The organism is Pseudomonas sp. RL_5y_Pfl2_69 (genome assembly GCF_963970465.1).
GTDB lineage: Bacteria > Pseudomonadota > Gammaproteobacteria > Pseudomonadales > Pseudomonadaceae > Aquipseudomonas.
The window spans coordinates 113,952-130,261 of sequence record NZ_CAXAOU010000007.1 but is presented as its reverse complement, the minus strand read 5'-3'; the positions used below and the strand labels follow the sequence as shown (position 1 = coordinate 130,261).

Genomic DNA, 16,310 nt, shown 5'->3' with positions numbered 1-16,310 from the left:
ACATAGGGCCTCCAGTTACTCGCTACGCGGATCGAGAATGTCCCGCAGGCCATCGCCCAACAGGTTGAATGCCAGGCTGACCAGCATGATCGCGGCCCCTGGAACTGCGACCAGCCACCAGCACTCGAGCATGTAGCGCCGACCCGTGGAGATCATCGCGCCCCACTCCGGCGATGGCGCCTGGGCCCCAAGCCCAAGGAAGCCCAGGGCGGCGGCCGTGAGGATGATCCCGGCCATGTTCATGGTCAGGCGGATGATCACCGACGACAGGCACATCGGCACGATGTGACGCAGGATGATCCGCGCAGGCGAGGCGCCTTGCAGCTCGACGGCGACCACAAAGTCGGCCTTGCGCAAGGACAGGGTTTCAGCCCGCGCCAGCCGTGCGATAGGCGGCCAGGACGTCAGTGCGATAGCGACCACCGCATGCTCCAGGCCAGGGCCCAGTGCCGCAATAAAGGCCAGTGCCAGTACCAGGCTTGGAAAGGAGATGAATATATCGGTCAGGCGCATGAACACCGTGTCGACGATGCCGCCGAAATAACCGGAGACGGTGCCGATAAACAGGCCGATAGGCCCGACGATCACCGTCACCAGGGTGATGATGTACAGGGTGATGCGCGAGCCGTAGACCAGCCGGCTGAACACATCGCGGCCGTATTCATCGGTGCCGAACCAATGGGCGGCACCCGGCGGCTGCAGGGCGTCGGCCAGGTTCTGCGCGACGGGGTCATGGGTGGCAATCCAGGGTGCGAACGTCGCCACCACAATCAGCAAGAGTGCGACCAGCAGCCCGGCCAGCGTCATGGGGTTGCGCAGCAGATGGCGCAGCACCCGCAGACCGTTCTTGCACAGGGCATCGAAGCTGGAGGCCGGAGCACGGTGCAACGGCTGTTTGAGGCTGGAATCGATAGAAGACATGGTGGGAATCATCGGCATGTTCTCGGATTGAAATCAGGTTCACCGGATACGCCCGCAGGCGCGTCCGGCAGCACTTCGCGGGTGAACACTCAGCGTTCCTTGTAGACCCCCAGATAACGGGTGGCCTCGGCGTCATCCCCGGTAAACCCCTTGATATCGGATGCGCTCACGACGGTGTCGGTCATTTGCGAAATCATCATGATCGGGCCCACTTCCTGGTCGTAGAGGTTCTGCGCCTGGTGGTACAGGCTCACCCGCTGGCTGGCGTCACGCTCTACCCCGGCCTTGTCGATCAGGCTATTGATCTGCGGGCTGAAAAACGAAGCACGCCAGCCCTGGAAATTCGGCAAGCCTGCGTCATCGCTGTTGTCAGGGTTGTAGACGAAGGTGCGCAAGCTGAAGTACGGATGCGGGTAACGCTCGGCGCCACGGGCGACGATGATGTCGAAGTTGCGCGCACGCATCGCGCCATACACCTGGTTGCCCGTGCCGGTGACGATGCTGGCCTTGATCCCGCCTTCGGCCAGGGTTGATTGCAGGCGCGCAGCGATGTCAATAAAGGGGGGCTCGGACAAGGTGCGGATCGTGGTGGTGAAACCCTGGGGATACCCGGCTTCGGCCAGCAGTTTTTTCGCCGCCGCCACGTCCATGTGATACCCCGGATCCGGCAAGCGTGCTTCCAGGCTCAGTTGCATCGGTTGCTGGTTGAGCTTGCCGTAGTAAGGCATCACCTGCTCATCCAGGCCCTTGTAGTCGATGAGGTTGCGCACCGCTTCGCGGACCTTGGGTTTGGCAAACTCGGGCTGCTTCATGCTCATGGCCACGTAGTACATGGTGCCCCGGGGTAACGATTGCACCTGAAGCTTCGGTGAACCGTCGATGGCGCGAATGTCCGGCGCCGCCATGCCGTAGGCCAGGTCCAGATCCCCACGCTCAAGCATCAGGCGCAAGGACTGGGACTCGGTCATGTGCCGCACCACCACACGCTTGAGCTTGGCCGCACCACCCCAGTAGCCATCGAAGCGGGTCAACAACAGGGAGTCATTGGCGCTCCACTTGGTCAGCACGAAAGGCCCGCTGCCCGCTTCGTTGGTCACCAGCCAGCCTGCGCCCAGATCACCGTTCTTTTCATGGGCCAGGGCAGTCACGCGGTCCACCACCACGGCACTGGGCGAGATCGCCAGGGAGTCCACCAGCAGTTGCGGGTCCATGACCTGCGGCAGATCAATGACCAGGGTGTGGGCATCCGTGGCACGGATCAGCGACTGGATGTTGTCGACGTTGTAGCCGTAAGCCTTCCAGGTCGTGGCCAGGCCAAAGTTGAGTTTCATCACCCGGTACAGCGACCAGGCCACGTCTTCGGCGGTCAGGGGATTGCCGGAGTGGAACTTCACGTCCTGACGCAAATGAAAGGTCACCTGCTTGCCATCTTCACTGACCTCCCAGCGCTCGGCCAGTTGCGGCACGTGACGCTCGGGGTTGCCCTGGTCACGCTTGATCAGGGTGTCGTAGAGGTTGGCATTGACGCCCGAGGCATCAAGGCCGGGCGCATTGGCCGGATCGATGGAGAACAGATTGACCATGCTCATGCCCACAATCAGCTGGTCGGCCGGGGTCTTGGCATTGACCGTGCCCGTCGCGCCCAACGCCAGAACAGCCGCCAGCAGACTCATATGCACTGTCGAAAATGCAGTCTTCATTCAAAATTCCTTCTTCTTATAGTTATTAAGGGGCTGACGTCGGATTAGCGGGTGCGCGGATCAAACACCTTGTACAAGGCATCACTGATCAGGTTGAGCGCGACGAAGATCAAGCCGATCACCAGTACACATCCCATCACGGCATTCATGTCGCCGAGCATCAGGCTGCTGGTCAGGTACTGGCCGAAACCGGGCCAGGCAAACACCATCTCGATCAATACCGCACCTTCAAGCAGCGAGCCGTAAGCCAGGGCCACGACCGTCAGCAGTTGCACCAGGATGTTGCGAAAGGCATGCCCCCAGACCACCTGGCGACGGGACAGACCCTTGACCCGCGCCGTAATGATGTATTCCTGGGAGAGCTGTTCGAGCATGAAGCTGCGTGTCATGCGGCTGATGTAGGCCACCGAGTTGAGGCCCAGAATCAGTGCAGGCAACAGGATGTGGCGCATGGCGCTGGCAAAGGCATCCCAGTCCCGGGCCAGGCTGGTGTCGATCAGCAACAGCCCGGTCACTTCAGGCACCATGCCGTCGTAGGCCAGGTCGATGCGCCCTGCCCCACCCGCCCATCCAAGCCAGGCGTAGAACACCAGAAGGCCCATCATGCCCAGCCAGAAGATGGGTGTTGAGTAACCGAACAGTGTGATGACCCGGGCAATATGGTCCCCCATGCGGCCCTGGTTACTGGCAGCGCAGACCCCCAGCGGCAACCCGATCAGGACCCCGAACAGGATCGCCAGCGTTGCCAGTTCGATGGTTGCCGGGAAGACCCGCAGGATGTCTTCAAGCACCGGATGACCGGTTAACAGCGCGTTACCGAAATTGCCGTGCAGCAAGTCATTGAGGTACAGGCCGAACTGGGTCCAGATCGGCTTGTCCAGGCCCATTGCCCGGTAGACCTGGTCATAGGTGGAACTGTCCGCGTCCGGCCCGACCACCGCCAGGACCGGGTCCAGCGGCATGACCCGGCCAATGACGAACGTCAGAGCCAGCAGGCCGAGCAAGGTCACCAGGACCGTGCTGACCCGCCGGGCGGCGTTGGAAGTACGTGCTCCCAACACAGAGGCTGTCGAAACAAACATAGTGAACTCCTGATCTATCGGGCACCGGTGCACCAAGGACGCGGGCGTTTACCCGCGCCACTTTCAGCGATTTTTGTAGACGTCTTTGTAGCGCGTGGTCGCCGCCGTATGGCCCTGGAAATCAACCACATCGCCGTACACCAGCACCGTGTCAGTCATCTGCGAGACAGGCAGGATGGCGCCGACCTGCTGGTCGAGCTGCTCCTGAATCTCGCGGTACTGGGCCAGTTGTTTGGCGGCATCGGGCTCCACTTCGGCGCTTTCGATCAGGGTGTTCAGTTCAGGGCTGTAGAACGATGTGCGCCAGCCCTGGAAGTTGCTCAGCTTGGCTTCATCGCGGTTGTCGGGGTTGTAGACCAGCGTGCGCAGGCTGGAATGGGGATGGCGTTCAGCACCGCCGCCGCCACGGCCGACGATGATGTCAAAGGACCTGTCGCGCATGGCGCCGTAAACCTGGTTGCCGGTGCCGGTGATGATGCTGGCCTCGATCCCGGCCTGGGCCAGGGTCGATTGAAGGCTGGAGGCAATGTTGATAAACGGCGGCTCGGTCAGTACCCGGATAGAGGTCTTGAAGCCGTTGGGATAGCCCGCTTCGGCCAGGAGTTTCCGGGCTTGCTCGACGTTCAACTGGTAGCCCTGATCGGGCAGCCGTGCGGGAAGCCCCAAGGGCAAAGGCCGCTGATTGATCACGCCGTAGTGCGGCATCACGGTCTGGTTGATGCCCTGATAATCGATCAGCGAACGCACGGCCTGGCGAACTCGGGCATCGGCAAACATCGGCTGCTTCACGCTCAAGGCCACGTAGTAAAGCGTGCCGCGCTGCAGGCTCTGGGTACGAATATTGGGATTTTTTTGCAGGGCCTGGATATCCGGGGCCGACATGCCTTTGGCGATATCCAGATCACCGCGTTCGATCATCAGCCGCAAGGACTGCGACTCGGTCATGTTGCGCATGACGATACGCTTGAGCTTGGCCGGGCCACCCCAATAGCCATCGAAACGGGTCATCAGAATCACGTCATTGGCGCGCCAGTCGTTGAGCACGAAGGCTCCGCTGCCAGCTGCGTGGGTCACCAGCCAGGCGGCGCCCATATCATTGTTCTTTTCGTGCTCCAGGACTTTTTTACGGTCCAGGATAAAGGCGCTGGGAGACGTCGCCAGCGTGTTGAGCACCAGCATCGGATCGGTAGGCCGCGCCAGTTCAATCACAACGGTATTGGGGTCAGTGGCGCGGATCAGGCGGTCAACGTTGTCGGCACTGAAACCGTATGCCTTCCAGGTCGAGGCCAGGGCCAGATTGAGTTTGAGTACCCGCTGCAGCGACCACACAACATCCTCGCTGCTTAAAGGATTGCCCGACTGGAACTTCACATCGGGGCGCAGGTTAAACGTCAGGGTCTTGCGGTCATCGCTAACCTGCCAGCGTTCCGCCAGCGCGGGCAACAGGCGATCGGGCTGTGCCACGTCCTGCACCAGCAGCATGTCGTAGAGATTGGCATTAATCTCCGACACATCCAGGCCAGTGGCTGCCGCCGGATCCAGGGACAACAGGTTGATCATGCTCATGCCGACAATCAGCTGGTCGGCCGGGGTCTTGGCATAAGTCACAGGTACTGCAGTGACCGCCAGGGCCATCGCCAATACCCGCGCCCAAAGCAAGGGGGAAATGCTCATGGTGAGAGTGCCTTTCTTATAGTTATAGGGCGCTCGGACAACCCGGTTTTCACCGGGTTAGCCGGGTACACATCAGAAGCTTTTGAGCGTGTTGGTCTCGATGAAATCGAAATCGATTTCTTCGCCCAGCCCTGGCAAATCGGAGAGATGAACAAAGCCATCGCTGTCCATCGGATCCACCAGGCGCTTGAGATACGCGGGCACTTCGTCGTAATCCAGGTACGGGTGCAGCAACCCGCGCTCATACCAGGTGCAGTTCTTGATGGCCCCGACCACCGCCAGGTTGGCGGCTCCGTTGCCGTGGATCTCGCAATCCATGCCGAACGACTCCGCCATGTGCGCAACCTTCAGGCACGGCGCAATACCACCGACCCCGGCCACGCCTGCGCGCAAAATATCGCACACGTCGTTCTTGACCCAACTGGCACGACTCAGGTGCTTGCCGCCCAGGCTTTCCGGGCCCAGCACCGGAATATCCAATTGCCCCGCCAACCAGGCGTAGGACTCTGCCGAGTCTTCCATCATGGGTTCTTCAAACCAGGCGAAATTCAGTTTTTCCAGTTCGCGGCCGATGTACAGCGCGTCAGTGCGGCTGTACCAGTGATAACCATCGAGCATCAGGGCGATGTCCGGCCCCACTGCCTCGCGCACGGCGGCGCAGGCTTTGACATCCATACTCGGGCTCGGGGCGAAGGACACCGGCGGCATCCAGGTGTGCAGCTTGATCGCCTTATAGCCACGCTCGACCAGCGTCTGGGCAAACCGGCCGTAATCTTCTGGCGTCGCCAGACCACCCGGTAATTCATCACCGCACATGGTTGAGCCATACGCAGGCACCTTGTCGCGGAAACCACCAATCAGTTTGTGCACCGGCACGCCCAGCTTGCGGCCCGCCCAATCCCACAACGCCTGCTCGACCAGTGCCAGTGCGCGGTCGGTCAACTGGCTGGCGCTGCCACGTTGCCAGTGCGCCAGCTCATGCCAGATCTTTTCGCGATCAAATGCGTTTTGCCCCACCAGCACTTTGCGCACAAAGCCATCGAGCACATACGGCCTGATCAATTCGGGAGCACCGAAGGCATACCCCTCGTTGCCGTCTTCGGTCTGGATCCGCAGCAGCGCCATTTGGGCCTGGGCGACATCACCGGGATGGGCATGGCCGGCGCTGTCCACAGCGCGGCGAGTGGGATAGGAAAAAACCTGGACGTTGACTGCGGTAATTCTCATGGACGTGGTTCGCCTTTTTATTGGGTGTGTATCAGAGCAATCGCCTGTCGAAATGATCATAAGTCATCGTACAACGATTGAAAAGACACGGATAAACATCCTTTAAAAATGCACGCCGCCCCTGAAAATCCCACGAAAGCCCCAATTTACTGGGGCTTAAAGGACAACATCGAGATAACTCATCCAGCATGAAGGCTGCGTAAAACGTCAACATATGTAACAAAATGTTACCAAAGCACCTATAACCCATAGACTCGTTACATGTCGTACGATAACGTATGTCGGCGCGCAAAATTTGATACAGCCGTAGCAACTGATTGGTAGTAGCCGTTTCAAACGAACCCCAAAAAAAACAATAAAAGAAGGCCGTATGAACAACCCTCTACGTACGCTCGTTACCGTCGCGACCCTGTGCCTGCCCTTCTACGTCAGTGCCGATTCCGCCAGCATCAATTACCGGCACCAGATGACTGAGGAAGACAGCGCCCACGCCGACAGAATCAAGCTGGGCTACCGCATGGACAGTGGTCTGGGCTTTGAAGCAGAAATGAAATACCGCACGGCCGGCGATCGCAAAGACGTCGCCTACGACAACATGGTCAACAACGGCCATGAGTTCACCGTCAGCTACAACTACAAGTTGAGCCCGCAATCGACGCTGACACCGGCTTTCCAGATGGACAGTTCGAAGGACTCGACCTCTTACAAGTTCGGCCTCAAGTACAACTACAAAATCAACGACACCTTCTACGTCGCCACGCGCTATCGCATCGACATGAAGAAACTGGACCGTGATCAGGTCAACAGCGACATGCCCGACAACCTCAAGGACAACCAGGACACCCACCGTATCGAAGGCTGGCTGGGCTACACCCCGGCCAGCAAGTGGGCGCTTGAGTACCAGGCCATCTACTTCAAGACCAACTACATCCGCTACGACAACGAGAAGAGCGATTACGAGCAGAACCTGATCGTCAAATACAAGATCAACAAGCAGTGGGCGCCGTTCATGGAGGTGGGTGACGTCAAGGTCAGCTCAACCTCCGACGATCGTCAGGCGCGCTGGCGTCTTGGGGTCCAATACAACTTCATGTAATGCCAGGCAGGCCTGGCGTTCGCGCATCGTGCGCCAGGCAAGCCCCTGTTACCCAGACCTGAATACCCATCGATGGATGACCTGACCATGACAACACCGCTTGCCTCGAATAAACCCTTCAACCGTATTTTGCTGACCGGTGCCGCAGGTGGCCTGGGCCAGATACTCAGGGACACCTTGCAGGCCCACGCCACCACCGTTCGCCTCTCGGACATCAGTCCAATGGCGCCTAGCCGTGGTGAACATGAGGAAGTCATCACCTGCAACCTGGCCGACAAGGCCGCCATTACGGCGCTTGCCAAGGATGTCGACACGATTGTTCATTTGGGCGGGATTTCAGTCGAACGCCCCTTTGAAGAAATTCTCGAGGCCAATATTCGCGGCACCTTTCACATTTACGAGGCCGCACGCATCCACGGGATCAAGCGGATCGTCTTCGCCAGCTCCAACCACGTGACGGGTTTCTATCCCCAGGACACGCGGCTGGATGCCCACTCCCAACGCCGTCCCGACGGCTATTACGCGCTGTCCAAGGCTTACGGCGAAGACCTGGCAACCTTCTACTTGCACCGGTATGGCATCGAGACGGTGAGCCTGCGTATTGGTTCTTCGTTTACCGCGCCCCGCAATACCCGAATGCTGTCGACCTGGCTCAGCTACTCCGACCTTGAACACCTGGTAGAGCGCGCCTTGCTGGCACACGACGTCGGCCACAGTGTGGTCTACGGTGTTTCCGACAACAGGGATGTGTGGTGGAGCAACCGCCATGCCTCGCACCTGGGCTTTGCGCCGCAAGACACTTCAGAACCGTTTCGCCCACAGTTCGAACAACAGCCCGAACTGGCGGCTGATGACCCAAACCGGCTGTATCAGGGCGGGGCCTTTGCGGTCGCCGGGCCTTTCGGCGAGTGAAGCGCCAGCACTCATCCCTTCAGGCTTGACTCATACGCCTTGCGCATACGCTCACGGCTGTTGGAGAGGTGCAGACGCATCGCCGCACGGGCCGCATCGGAGTCGCGGCGGACAATGGCCTTGTAAATGTCCTCATGCTCGCGGCTCAACCGCTCCAGATACGGGCCCGCATCACTGGTATGGCGCGTTGAGTGCAGCCGGGTGCGCGGGATGATGCTGAGCCCCAGGTGCAACATGATGTCGGTGAAGTAACGATTACCCGTGGCCAACGCGATCTGCTGGTGAAACTGGAAGTCCGCAGACACGGCGTAATCGACACTGACTGCCGGTGAATTCAGGGCATCCAGCGAATCGCGCATCAGTTGCAGCTGTTGATCCGTTCGCCGCGAGCACGCCAGGCCTGCAGCCTCCACTTCCAGGCTGATGCGCAACTCAAGCACAGCCAGCACGTCGTGCAGCGTCACAATGCTGTCAGGGTCGATATAAAAACCGCTGGCGCTCGGGATGTCCCGCACAAAGGTGCCAATGCCATGCCGGGTTTCTACCAGCCCGCTGGCCTGCAATCGGGAAATAGCCTCGCGCACCACTGTACGGCTGACACCGTGTTCCTGCATGACCTGCGACTCGGTCGGCAGTTTTGCAGCACGTGCCAACTCACCCTCTCGAATCCGCCGGGAAAGCTCAGTAACCAGATCCTCGGCCAGGCTGCGATGCTTTTGGCGAGCTCGGGGTTGGACGTTCGGGTTGTCCATCAAGTGCCTTTACTTCTGCTGGCGAATGAACCGCCATCATAGCTCAAGCAGTTGTACGACAACATGCCTAAGCACCGAGACCTGCTCCATCCGTGTCTTGCGCGGTCTTTTTTCCGCTGCTAGGGTCTGCTGACAATACCTGCCCAAGCAGGAACACGAGGAAGCAAGCCATGCAGATTCAATCCCACAACACGGCGGACGTGGATCAGCAACTGGTGATTGCAGGCTGGCAGGAACACTACCAACAAATGTCGGCCGGGTATTTCCAGGGCAAGGTGGTGCACCTGCAACTCAACGGCATCGAGGTGTTTGAGGAGCAGATGAACACCCGCATCGAGCAGCATTTCCATGCACCCGCTGCCTCGCTGGTGTTCAGTTTTGACACGCAAAACGGCTCGCTCTATCTGCTCAACGAAGAAACCCAGAACACCTGGATCACCCCGGAAAACTACAAGGAAGTCTCGGTCGTCATCGGCCCCCGCTACCTCAGGCAACTGGAAAACCTGAGCAACCTCGACGGCCTGTTCCTCACGCCGCTGGTGTCCCAGCAAAGCCGCATTTTTGGCCGCTGGTTAAGCAGCACCTTGCAGCAACTGGCCGTCGATGATTCGCCCCTGCCCGACGAAAGCCTGGCCCAGCAACTGGTCGACGACTGCCTGTATATCCTCGACTGCCCGCGCCAGACCCTCGATCACAGCCAGCAAAAACACCTGGCCCATGACCGCCGCTTGATCCAGCGCGTATTCGACCTGGTCATGACCGCCCCGCAAGAACACTTCAACGTGCTGCAACTGGCCAATGCCGCCGGGGTGTCCGTGCGCCAGTTGCAACACAGTTTCACGTCCTTCACCGGCGTGTCGCCCAGCCAGTGGCAACGTTTACGCCGACTGAATTTTGCCCGCCGCGACTTACTGCGCCTTTGCCCTGCCCAAACCACCGTGGCAGAAATCGCCATGCGCTGGTCGTTCTGGCACCTGGGCCGGTTCTCGGAAACCTACCGCACACTGTTCGGCGAACTGCCCAGCAGCACCCTGTTGCGCCCCCGCTAGCGCACCAAAACAGGGCATGAATTAAAACGCAAATCGGATAGAAGCCTGCCGTCCCACGATTGCACTATCACCTCGCAACACGGAACTGAGCAGCCAGGGGGCGCTCAGGCATTTCCCTGCAAGAGGCGTTATGAAAGGCAATCTGGATCGACTGAGCCATTGGCTCAAAGAAAACAAAATCACTGAAGTCGAGTGCCTGATCTCTGATCTGAGCGGCATCGCCCGGGGCAAAATCTCTCCCACCAACAAGTTTCTCAACGAGCAAGGCATGCGCCTGCCAGAGAGTGTCTTGTTGCAGACAGTGACCGGCGATTACGTAGAAGACGATATCTACTACGAACTGCTGGACGCGGCGGATATCGACATGCACTGCCGTCCGGATCAGGACGCAGTGTTCATCGTGCCCTGGGCAACCGAACCCACAGCACAGGTCATTCACGACACCTATGACAAACAGGGCAATGCGATTGAACTGTCGCCGCGCAACCTGCTGAAAAAGGTCTTGAGCCTGTACACGGCGCGCGGCTGGAAACCGATTGTCGCCCCCGAAATGGAGTTCTACCTGACTCAGCGCAGCCCCGACCCTGACTACCCGCTGAAACCACCGGTGGGTCGCTCCGGCCGCCAGGAAACCGGGCGCCAGTCGTATTCGATTGAAGCCACCAACGAATTCGACCCGTTGTTTGAAGACATGTACGACTGGAGCGAAGCCCAGGGGCTGGATCTGGACACCCTGATCCACGAAGAAGGCACGGCGCAGATGGAGATCAACTTCCGTCACGGCGCGGCGCTGTCCCTGGCTGACCAGATCATTATTTTCAAGCGCACCATGCGCGAAGCGGCGCTCAAGCATGACGTGAGCGCAACCTTCATGGCCAAGCCCATGACCGGCGAGCCAGGCAGCGCGATGCACGTGCACCAGAGCGTGGTGGACCTGGAGACAGGCGAGTCGGTGTTCTCCAACCCCGATGGCAGCATGAGCGAGCTGTTTATGCACCACATCGGCGGCCTGCAAAAGTACATCCCCGAAACCCTGCCGCTGTTCGCCCCTAACGTGAATTCGTTCCGCCGTTTCCTTCCCGACACCTCGGCCCCGGTCAACGTCGAGTGGGGCGAAGAAAACCGCACCGTGGGCCTGCGCGTACCGGACTCGGACCCGCAAAACCGTCGTGTTGAAAACCGACTGGCCGGTGCCGATGCCAACCCTTACCTGGCCCTGGCCGCCAGCCTGCTCTGCGGTTACGCCGGGATGGTCGAAGGCATTGAACCGAGCGCGGCGGTCGTTGGCCGTGGTTATGAACGTCGCAACCTGCGCCTGCCCCTGACCCTGGAGGCCGCGCTGGAGTGCATGGAACAGTCGGACATGGCCAAGAAGTACCTTGGCGAGCGCTTCACCAAAGGCTTTGTGGCCGTCAAACGGGTCGAGCACGAGAACTACAAGCAGGTCATCAGCTCGTGGGAGCGGGAGTTCCTGCTGTTTAGCGTGTAGCACTCAACGCCTTCCAAAATGGACTCACAGAAAGGACATGTGGATGAAACCGATAGCCAGAAAACTGATGTTCATAAGCCTGTTCGCCCTCGCCGGCCAGGCCTCGGCGCAAGACACGGTCAATATCTATAACTGGACGGACTACATCGCTGAAGACACCCTGGCCAACTTCCAGCGCGACACTGGCATCAAGCCGATTTATGACGTGTTTGATTCCAACGAAACCCTTGAGGGCAAGTTGCTTGCCGGACGGACCGGCTATGACGTGGTTGTGCCCAGCAACCACTTTCTGGGACGGCAGATCAAGGCCGGGGTATTCCAGAAGCTCGACAAGTCGCAGATCCCCAACTGGAAGAATCTGGACCCCACCTTATTGGCCCGACTGCAGGCCAACGACCCGGGCAATGAGTACGCCGTGCCCTACCTGTGGGGCACCAACGGCATTGGCTACAACGTCGACAAGGTCAAGCAGGTGCTGGGCATCGACACCATCGATTCCTGGAGCGTGCTGTTCGAACCGGAAAACCTCAAAAAGCTGAAAAGCTGCGGCGTTGCCTTTATGGACTCTGCGGACGAAATAATGCCCTCAATGCTCAACTATATGGGGCTCAACCCCCGCAGCCTGGAGCTCAAGGACTACAAGGCAGCCGAGAAAAAACTGGAGCCGCTGCGCCCCTACATCAGCTACTTCCATTCCTCCAAGTACGTGACGGACCTGGCCAACGGCGACATCTGTATTGCCTTCGGTTATTCGGGTGATGTGTATCAGGCGATCCATCGCGCGCAAGAGGCCGGGAACGGGGTGAATGTTGCCTACGTGGTGCCCAAGGAAGGCGGCAACCTGTGGTTCGACATGCTGACCATCCCGGCAGATGCCAAGAACCCCGAGCAGGCCCATGCCTTTATCAACTACATGCTCAAACCTGAAGTGATTGCCGGTATCAGCGAGTACGTGGGCTACGCCAACGCCAACACCGCGGCCACGGCCTTGATGAAAGACGAAATCACCCACAACCCGTCGATTTATCCGCCCGAGTCAGTGCAGGCCAAGCTCTATGTGTCATCGGAGCTGCCGCCAGACCTGATGCGCTGGATGACCCGTTCGTGGAACAAGTTCAAGTCCGGTCGTTAATCCTGTGCCGGGCATCAATGGATGCCCGGCAACTCAGTAGGCAGTTTTTTATGACGTCCATGATGTCTTTACCGCACACCTATTACAGCGCCACGCGCAACCAGACGCTCAACTGCCCGCCCCTTGAAGGCCAGGTGCAGGCGGACGTCTGCATTATTGGCGCAGGCTTTACCGGCTTGAACACCGCCATTGAGCTGGCGGAACGTGGTCACTCGGTGATTGTGCTTGAGGCGCAGCACATCGCCTGGGGGGCCACCGGGCGCAACGGCGGCCAACTGATTCGCGGGGTGGGTCACGACCTGGACGCCCACGAAAAAACCATCGGCCGTGAAGGCGTCACGGTACTCGAACGACTGGGCCTGGACGCGGTGGATCTGGTGCGTCAGCGCGTAGAAAAACACGGCATCGACTGTGATTTGCGCTGGGGCTTTTGCGAGTTGGCCAACACCCCCAGCCATGTTGAAAACCTTGTCGCCGAGCAGGCATCCCTGCAACGGCTGGGCTATCGGCACAAGGTCGAGCTGGTAGCGCGCGCAGACATGCACCGCGTGGTCGCGTCGGACCGCTACCTCGGCGGGTTGATCGATGAAGGCTCGGGGCATTTGCATCCGCTCAACCTGGCCTTGGGCGAAGCCGCCGTCGCGCAACAACTGGGGGTCAGGATTTACGAAAACAGCGCCGCGACCCGTATCGAATACGGCAGTCAAGTTCGCGTGCACACGGCCAACGGCGTGGTTCATGCCAAAACCCTGGTGCTCGCGGGCAATGCCCATCTGGGTGATCTGGAGCCTGCGCTCAGCGGCAAAGTGTTGGCCGCTGGCAGCTACGTGATTGCCACTGAGCCCTTGAGCGAGGATCTGGCGCACACCCTGATCCCTGAAAACCGGGCCCTGTGCGATCAACGTGTGGGGCTTGATTACTATCGTTTGTCGGCCGACCGGCGCCTGCTGTTTGGCGGCGCGTGTCACTACTCCGGGCGAACGCTCAAGGATATTGCGGGGTATATGCGCCCCAAAATGCTTGACGTGTTTCCGCAGCTGGCAGGCAAAACCATCGACTTTCAGTGGAGCGGCATGATCGGCATTGGCGCCAACCGGCTGCCACAGATTGGCCGGTTGCAGGCCCATCCCAACGTGTTTTATGCCCAGGCCTATGCCGGGCATGGCATCAACACCACCCATATGGCGGCGCGGCTGGTTGCACAGGCCATCAGCCTTGAACACAGCCAGGGTTTTGACCTGTTCTCCCGCGTACCGCACCTGACATTCCCCGGGGGCAAGCACCTGCGCTCGCCACTGTTGGCGCTGGGCATGCTCTGGTACCGACTCAAGGAAATCGCTGCCCGCTAATACGAGATGCGAGACACCGCGCCGCGAGTATCGCGGGCAAGCCCGCTCCCACAGGGATTGGGGCTGTGGGAGCGGGCTTGCTCGCGAGGCAGGCGCCGCGGTTTATCCGTTAGTTCCAACACTTTGAAACAAGCCAACAATAAAAAGGACGTTCACATGAAGCGTTTTACCCCGTGTGTGCTTGCAGCATTGTTTACGCTGCCCTCGCTGCAGGCCATGGCCGCTGCCGACCTGGTCTTCACCAACGGCAAAGTGTTTACCGGCGTGCCCGGCCAGGCGCTGGTAAACGCCGTGGCCGTCGAAAACGGCAAGATCATGAAAGTGGGCAGCGATGACGAGGTCAACGCATTGGTCGATGCCAAAACCCGGCGCATTGACCTGGCAGGCAAGGTACTGATGCCCGGCATGATCGACACCCATAGCCATCCGGTACTCGCCGCTTTGGCCAGCCTGGGGGCGAACCTGCTGGATGAAGAAAAACCCCTGCCCGAGCTTGAACAATGGATCATCGAGCAGGAGCAGGCAGGCAATACCGGGGACGGCGCCATCGTCAATATTGCGGGCGTCAGTTCGGCCTATTGGGAACAAAGCAGCGAGCTGGGCAAGCGGTTCAATCAGGGCCGCTGGGCTGACAAACCGCTGGTATTGAACGGCATCGACGGGCATACCGGCTGGGCCAACAACGCCATGCTCAAGCACGCCAACATTGATGCCGCCTTTATAAAGAACCTGCCGAGCAAAGAGCGCGGTTATATCGGTCACGGGACAGACTTCACCCCGACCGGTTTTGTTGCCGAGTCCATGTGGGATCAGGTACGCGGCCAGGTCCCGCCGCCAAGCGCGCAGGTGATGCTCAAGGCTGCCCGTGAAGCCGTAAGAATAAATAACCAGTATGGGGTTACGGGCTGGATGGACGCGGCCTCGAACGCAGGCCATTCCGACTCGCTGTTCGATTTCACCGCCACTGAACAGAGCGTGGGCGTATTGCCGCTGTATCGTCAATTGGCAGAGAACGGAGAGCTTTCAGCCCACGTCGCGGCTCTGATGCTGACCAATTCCAAAAGCAAACCCGCCGACCTTGAAGTGCTGGCCACGGTGATGAAGCAGTTCGAAGGCGTGCCCAACCTGACCTTCCCCGGCATCAAGGTGTTTGCCGACGGTGTTCTGGAATACCCGGGGCAAACGGCGGCAGTCATCGTGCCGTACAAGAACAATAATAAAAACGGCGAACTGCTGATTGACCCTGCGCACTTTGGCGAGCTGGTGGTGGCCGCTGAAAAGCGCGGCTGGATCGTACACATGCATGCGGTCGGCGACCGTGCGGTGCGTGAGTCCCTGAACGGTTTTGAATATGCGCGCACGCAGAGCCCCGCACCGGTGACCCACAGCATCAGCCACTTGCAACTGGTCAACCCCAAGGAGTTTCCGCGGTTTGCCCAACTGGGGGTAGTGGCATCCATGCAACTGCTGTGGGCGACGGAAGAAAGCTACACCGTCGACCTGGTGAAGCCTTACATCAGTGCATTTGCCTATGGCTATCAGTACCCGGCCAAATCCCTGAAAGATGCCGGGGCCATGATCGCCGGCGCCAGCGACTGGCCGGTTTCCAGCCCGAACCCGTGGAACGCCATCGCCCAGGCAGCCACCCGCAAAGGCCCTCTGGGTGTGCTCAACGCCAAGGAAAGCCTTGATCGCCAGAGCATGTTTTATGCCTACACCAGCAATGCTGCCAAAACCCTGGGCCTGGATGCCCAAATCGGCTCTCTGGCTCCCGGCAAGCAGGCTGACCTGATCATCCTCGACCGTGATGTGTTCAGCGTCGATGACGAGGCCCTTTCGGACACCAAAGTCCTGAAGACCTTCTTCGCCGGTAAGCAGGTGTACGCACCTGACGCCTGATTGACCCGTATGGCCCATGGCGCCTCAT

General features: G+C 59.5%; 13 protein-coding genes. 7 read left to right on the top strand and 6 right to left on the bottom strand.

Annotated elements, in window-relative coordinates; translation table 11 throughout:
* Positions 1-15: 15 nt before the first annotated feature.
* The 5 genes from AACY07_RS13980 to AACY07_RS13960 all read right to left on the bottom strand — a co-directional run bounded on the left by AACY07_RS13980 (position 16) and on the right by AACY07_RS13960 (position 6,604).
* The gene (locus AACY07_RS13980; protein ID WP_445261382.1) at positions 16-933 is read right to left on the bottom strand and encodes an ABC transporter permease; all 918 of its coding nucleotides are present in this window, start codon (positions 931-933) and stop codon (positions 16-18) included.
* A 77-nt stretch (positions 934-1,010) separates the two neighbouring features.
* Positions 1,011-2,621, bottom strand: a complete 1,611-nt coding sequence (locus tag AACY07_RS13975; protein WP_339475359.1) for an ABC transporter substrate-binding protein — start codon at positions 2,619-2,621, stop codon at positions 1,011-1,013.
* Positions 2,622-2,665: 44 nt separating this feature from the next.
* Entirely contained in the window at positions 2,666-3,703 is a 1,038-nt protein-coding gene (locus tag AACY07_RS13970; RefSeq protein WP_019829288.1) for an ABC transporter permease, read from the bottom strand.
* Between the two features lie 63 nt (positions 3,704-3,766).
* Positions 3,767-5,377, bottom strand: a complete 1,611-nt coding sequence (locus AACY07_RS13965; protein ID WP_339475357.1) for an ABC transporter substrate-binding protein — start codon at positions 5,375-5,377, stop codon at positions 3,767-3,769.
* A 72-nt stretch (positions 5,378-5,449) separates the two neighbouring features.
* Positions 5,450-6,604, bottom strand: coding sequence for a mandelate racemase family protein (locus AACY07_RS13960; RefSeq protein WP_133077568.1), 1,155 nt, complete (start codon positions 6,602-6,604; stop codon positions 5,450-5,452).
* 370 nt (positions 6,605-6,974) lie between these two features.
* On the opposite strand from AACY07_RS13960, the gene AACY07_RS13955 reads away from it, so the two are divergent.
* Complete coding sequence (locus tag AACY07_RS13955; protein WP_133077567.1) at positions 6,975-7,700, top strand: oligogalacturonate-specific porin KdgM family protein; 726 nt, start codon at positions 6,975-6,977, stop codon at positions 7,698-7,700.
* 87 nt (positions 7,701-7,787) lie between these two features.
* Entirely contained in the window at positions 7,788-8,612 is an 825-nt protein-coding gene (locus AACY07_RS13950; RefSeq protein ID WP_339475353.1) for an NAD-dependent epimerase/dehydratase family protein, read from the top strand.
* A gap of 11 nt (positions 8,613-8,623) precedes the next feature.
* On the opposite strand, the gene AACY07_RS13945 is transcribed toward AACY07_RS13950, so the two are convergent.
* Positions 8,624-9,364 (bottom strand): FadR/GntR family transcriptional regulator, encoded by a 741-nt coding sequence (locus tag AACY07_RS13945; protein WP_133077565.1) that lies wholly within the window; start codon positions 9,362-9,364, stop codon positions 8,624-8,626.
* A gap of 170 nt (positions 9,365-9,534) precedes the next feature.
* On the opposite strand from AACY07_RS13945, the gene AACY07_RS13940 reads away from it, so the two are divergent.
* From AACY07_RS13940 to AACY07_RS13920, 5 genes are all read left to right on the top strand, one after another.
* Positions 9,535-10,413, top strand: coding sequence for a helix-turn-helix domain-containing protein (locus AACY07_RS13940; protein WP_019829282.1), 879 nt, complete (start codon positions 9,535-9,537; stop codon positions 10,411-10,413).
* A 130-nt stretch (positions 10,414-10,543) separates the two neighbouring features.
* Positions 10,544-11,902, top strand: a complete 1,359-nt coding sequence (locus AACY07_RS13935; RefSeq protein ID WP_048360915.1) for a glutamine synthetase family protein — start codon at positions 10,544-10,546, stop codon at positions 11,900-11,902.
* Between the two features lie 43 nt (positions 11,903-11,945).
* Complete coding sequence (locus AACY07_RS13930; RefSeq protein ID WP_445261381.1) at positions 11,946-13,034, top strand: polyamine ABC transporter substrate-binding protein; 1,089 nt, start codon at positions 11,946-11,948, stop codon at positions 13,032-13,034.
* A gap of 50 nt (positions 13,035-13,084) precedes the next feature.
* A complete protein-coding gene (locus AACY07_RS13925; protein ID WP_339475349.1) occupies positions 13,085-14,383 on the top strand; it encodes an NAD(P)/FAD-dependent oxidoreductase in 1,299 nt (432 codons plus the stop codon).
* Positions 14,384-14,539: 156 nt separating this feature from the next.
* Entirely contained in the window at positions 14,540-16,282 is a 1,743-nt protein-coding gene (locus tag AACY07_RS13920; RefSeq protein ID WP_339475347.1) for an amidohydrolase, read from the top strand.
* The last annotated feature ends 28 nt before the right edge of the window (positions 16,283-16,310 follow it).

What these genes read in the sequence shown, in the direction of transcription:
- AACY07_RS13980 (WP_445261382.1), bottom strand. Translation starts at nt 933, where the DNA reads ATGATTCCCACCATGTCTTCTATCGATTCCAGCCTCAAACAGCCGTTG.
- AACY07_RS13975 (WP_339475359.1), bottom strand. Translation starts at nt 2,621, where the DNA reads ATGAAGACTGCATTTTCGACAGTGCATATGAGTCTGCTGGCGGCTGTT.
- AACY07_RS13970 (WP_019829288.1), bottom strand. Translation starts at nt 3,703, where the DNA reads ATGTTTGTTTCGACAGCCTCTGTGTTGGGAGCACGTACTTCCAACGCC.
- AACY07_RS13965 (WP_339475357.1), bottom strand. Translation starts at nt 5,377, where the DNA reads ATGAGCATTTCCCCCTTGCTTTGGGCGCGGGTATTGGCGATGGCCCTG.
- AACY07_RS13960 (WP_133077568.1), bottom strand. Translation starts at nt 6,604, where the DNA reads ATGAGAATTACCGCAGTCAACGTCCAGGTTTTTTCCTATCCCACTCGC.
- AACY07_RS13955 (WP_133077567.1), top strand. Translation starts at nt 6,975, where the DNA reads ATGAACAACCCTCTACGTACGCTCGTTACCGTCGCGACCCTGTGCCTG.
- AACY07_RS13950 (WP_339475353.1), top strand. Translation starts at nt 7,788, where the DNA reads ATGACAACACCGCTTGCCTCGAATAAACCCTTCAACCGTATTTTGCTG.
- AACY07_RS13945 (WP_133077565.1), bottom strand. Translation starts at nt 9,364, where the DNA reads ATGGACAACCCGAACGTCCAACCCCGAGCTCGCCAAAAGCATCGCAGC.
- AACY07_RS13940 (WP_019829282.1), top strand. Translation starts at nt 9,535, where the DNA reads ATGCAGATTCAATCCCACAACACGGCGGACGTGGATCAGCAACTGGTG.
- AACY07_RS13935 (WP_048360915.1), top strand. Translation starts at nt 10,544, where the DNA reads ATGAAAGGCAATCTGGATCGACTGAGCCATTGGCTCAAAGAAAACAAA.
- AACY07_RS13930 (WP_445261381.1), top strand. Translation starts at nt 11,946, where the DNA reads ATGAAACCGATAGCCAGAAAACTGATGTTCATAAGCCTGTTCGCCCTC.
- AACY07_RS13925 (WP_339475349.1), top strand. Translation starts at nt 13,085, where the DNA reads ATGACGTCCATGATGTCTTTACCGCACACCTATTACAGCGCCACGCGC.
- AACY07_RS13920 (WP_339475347.1), top strand. Translation starts at nt 14,540, where the DNA reads ATGAAGCGTTTTACCCCGTGTGTGCTTGCAGCATTGTTTACGCTGCCC.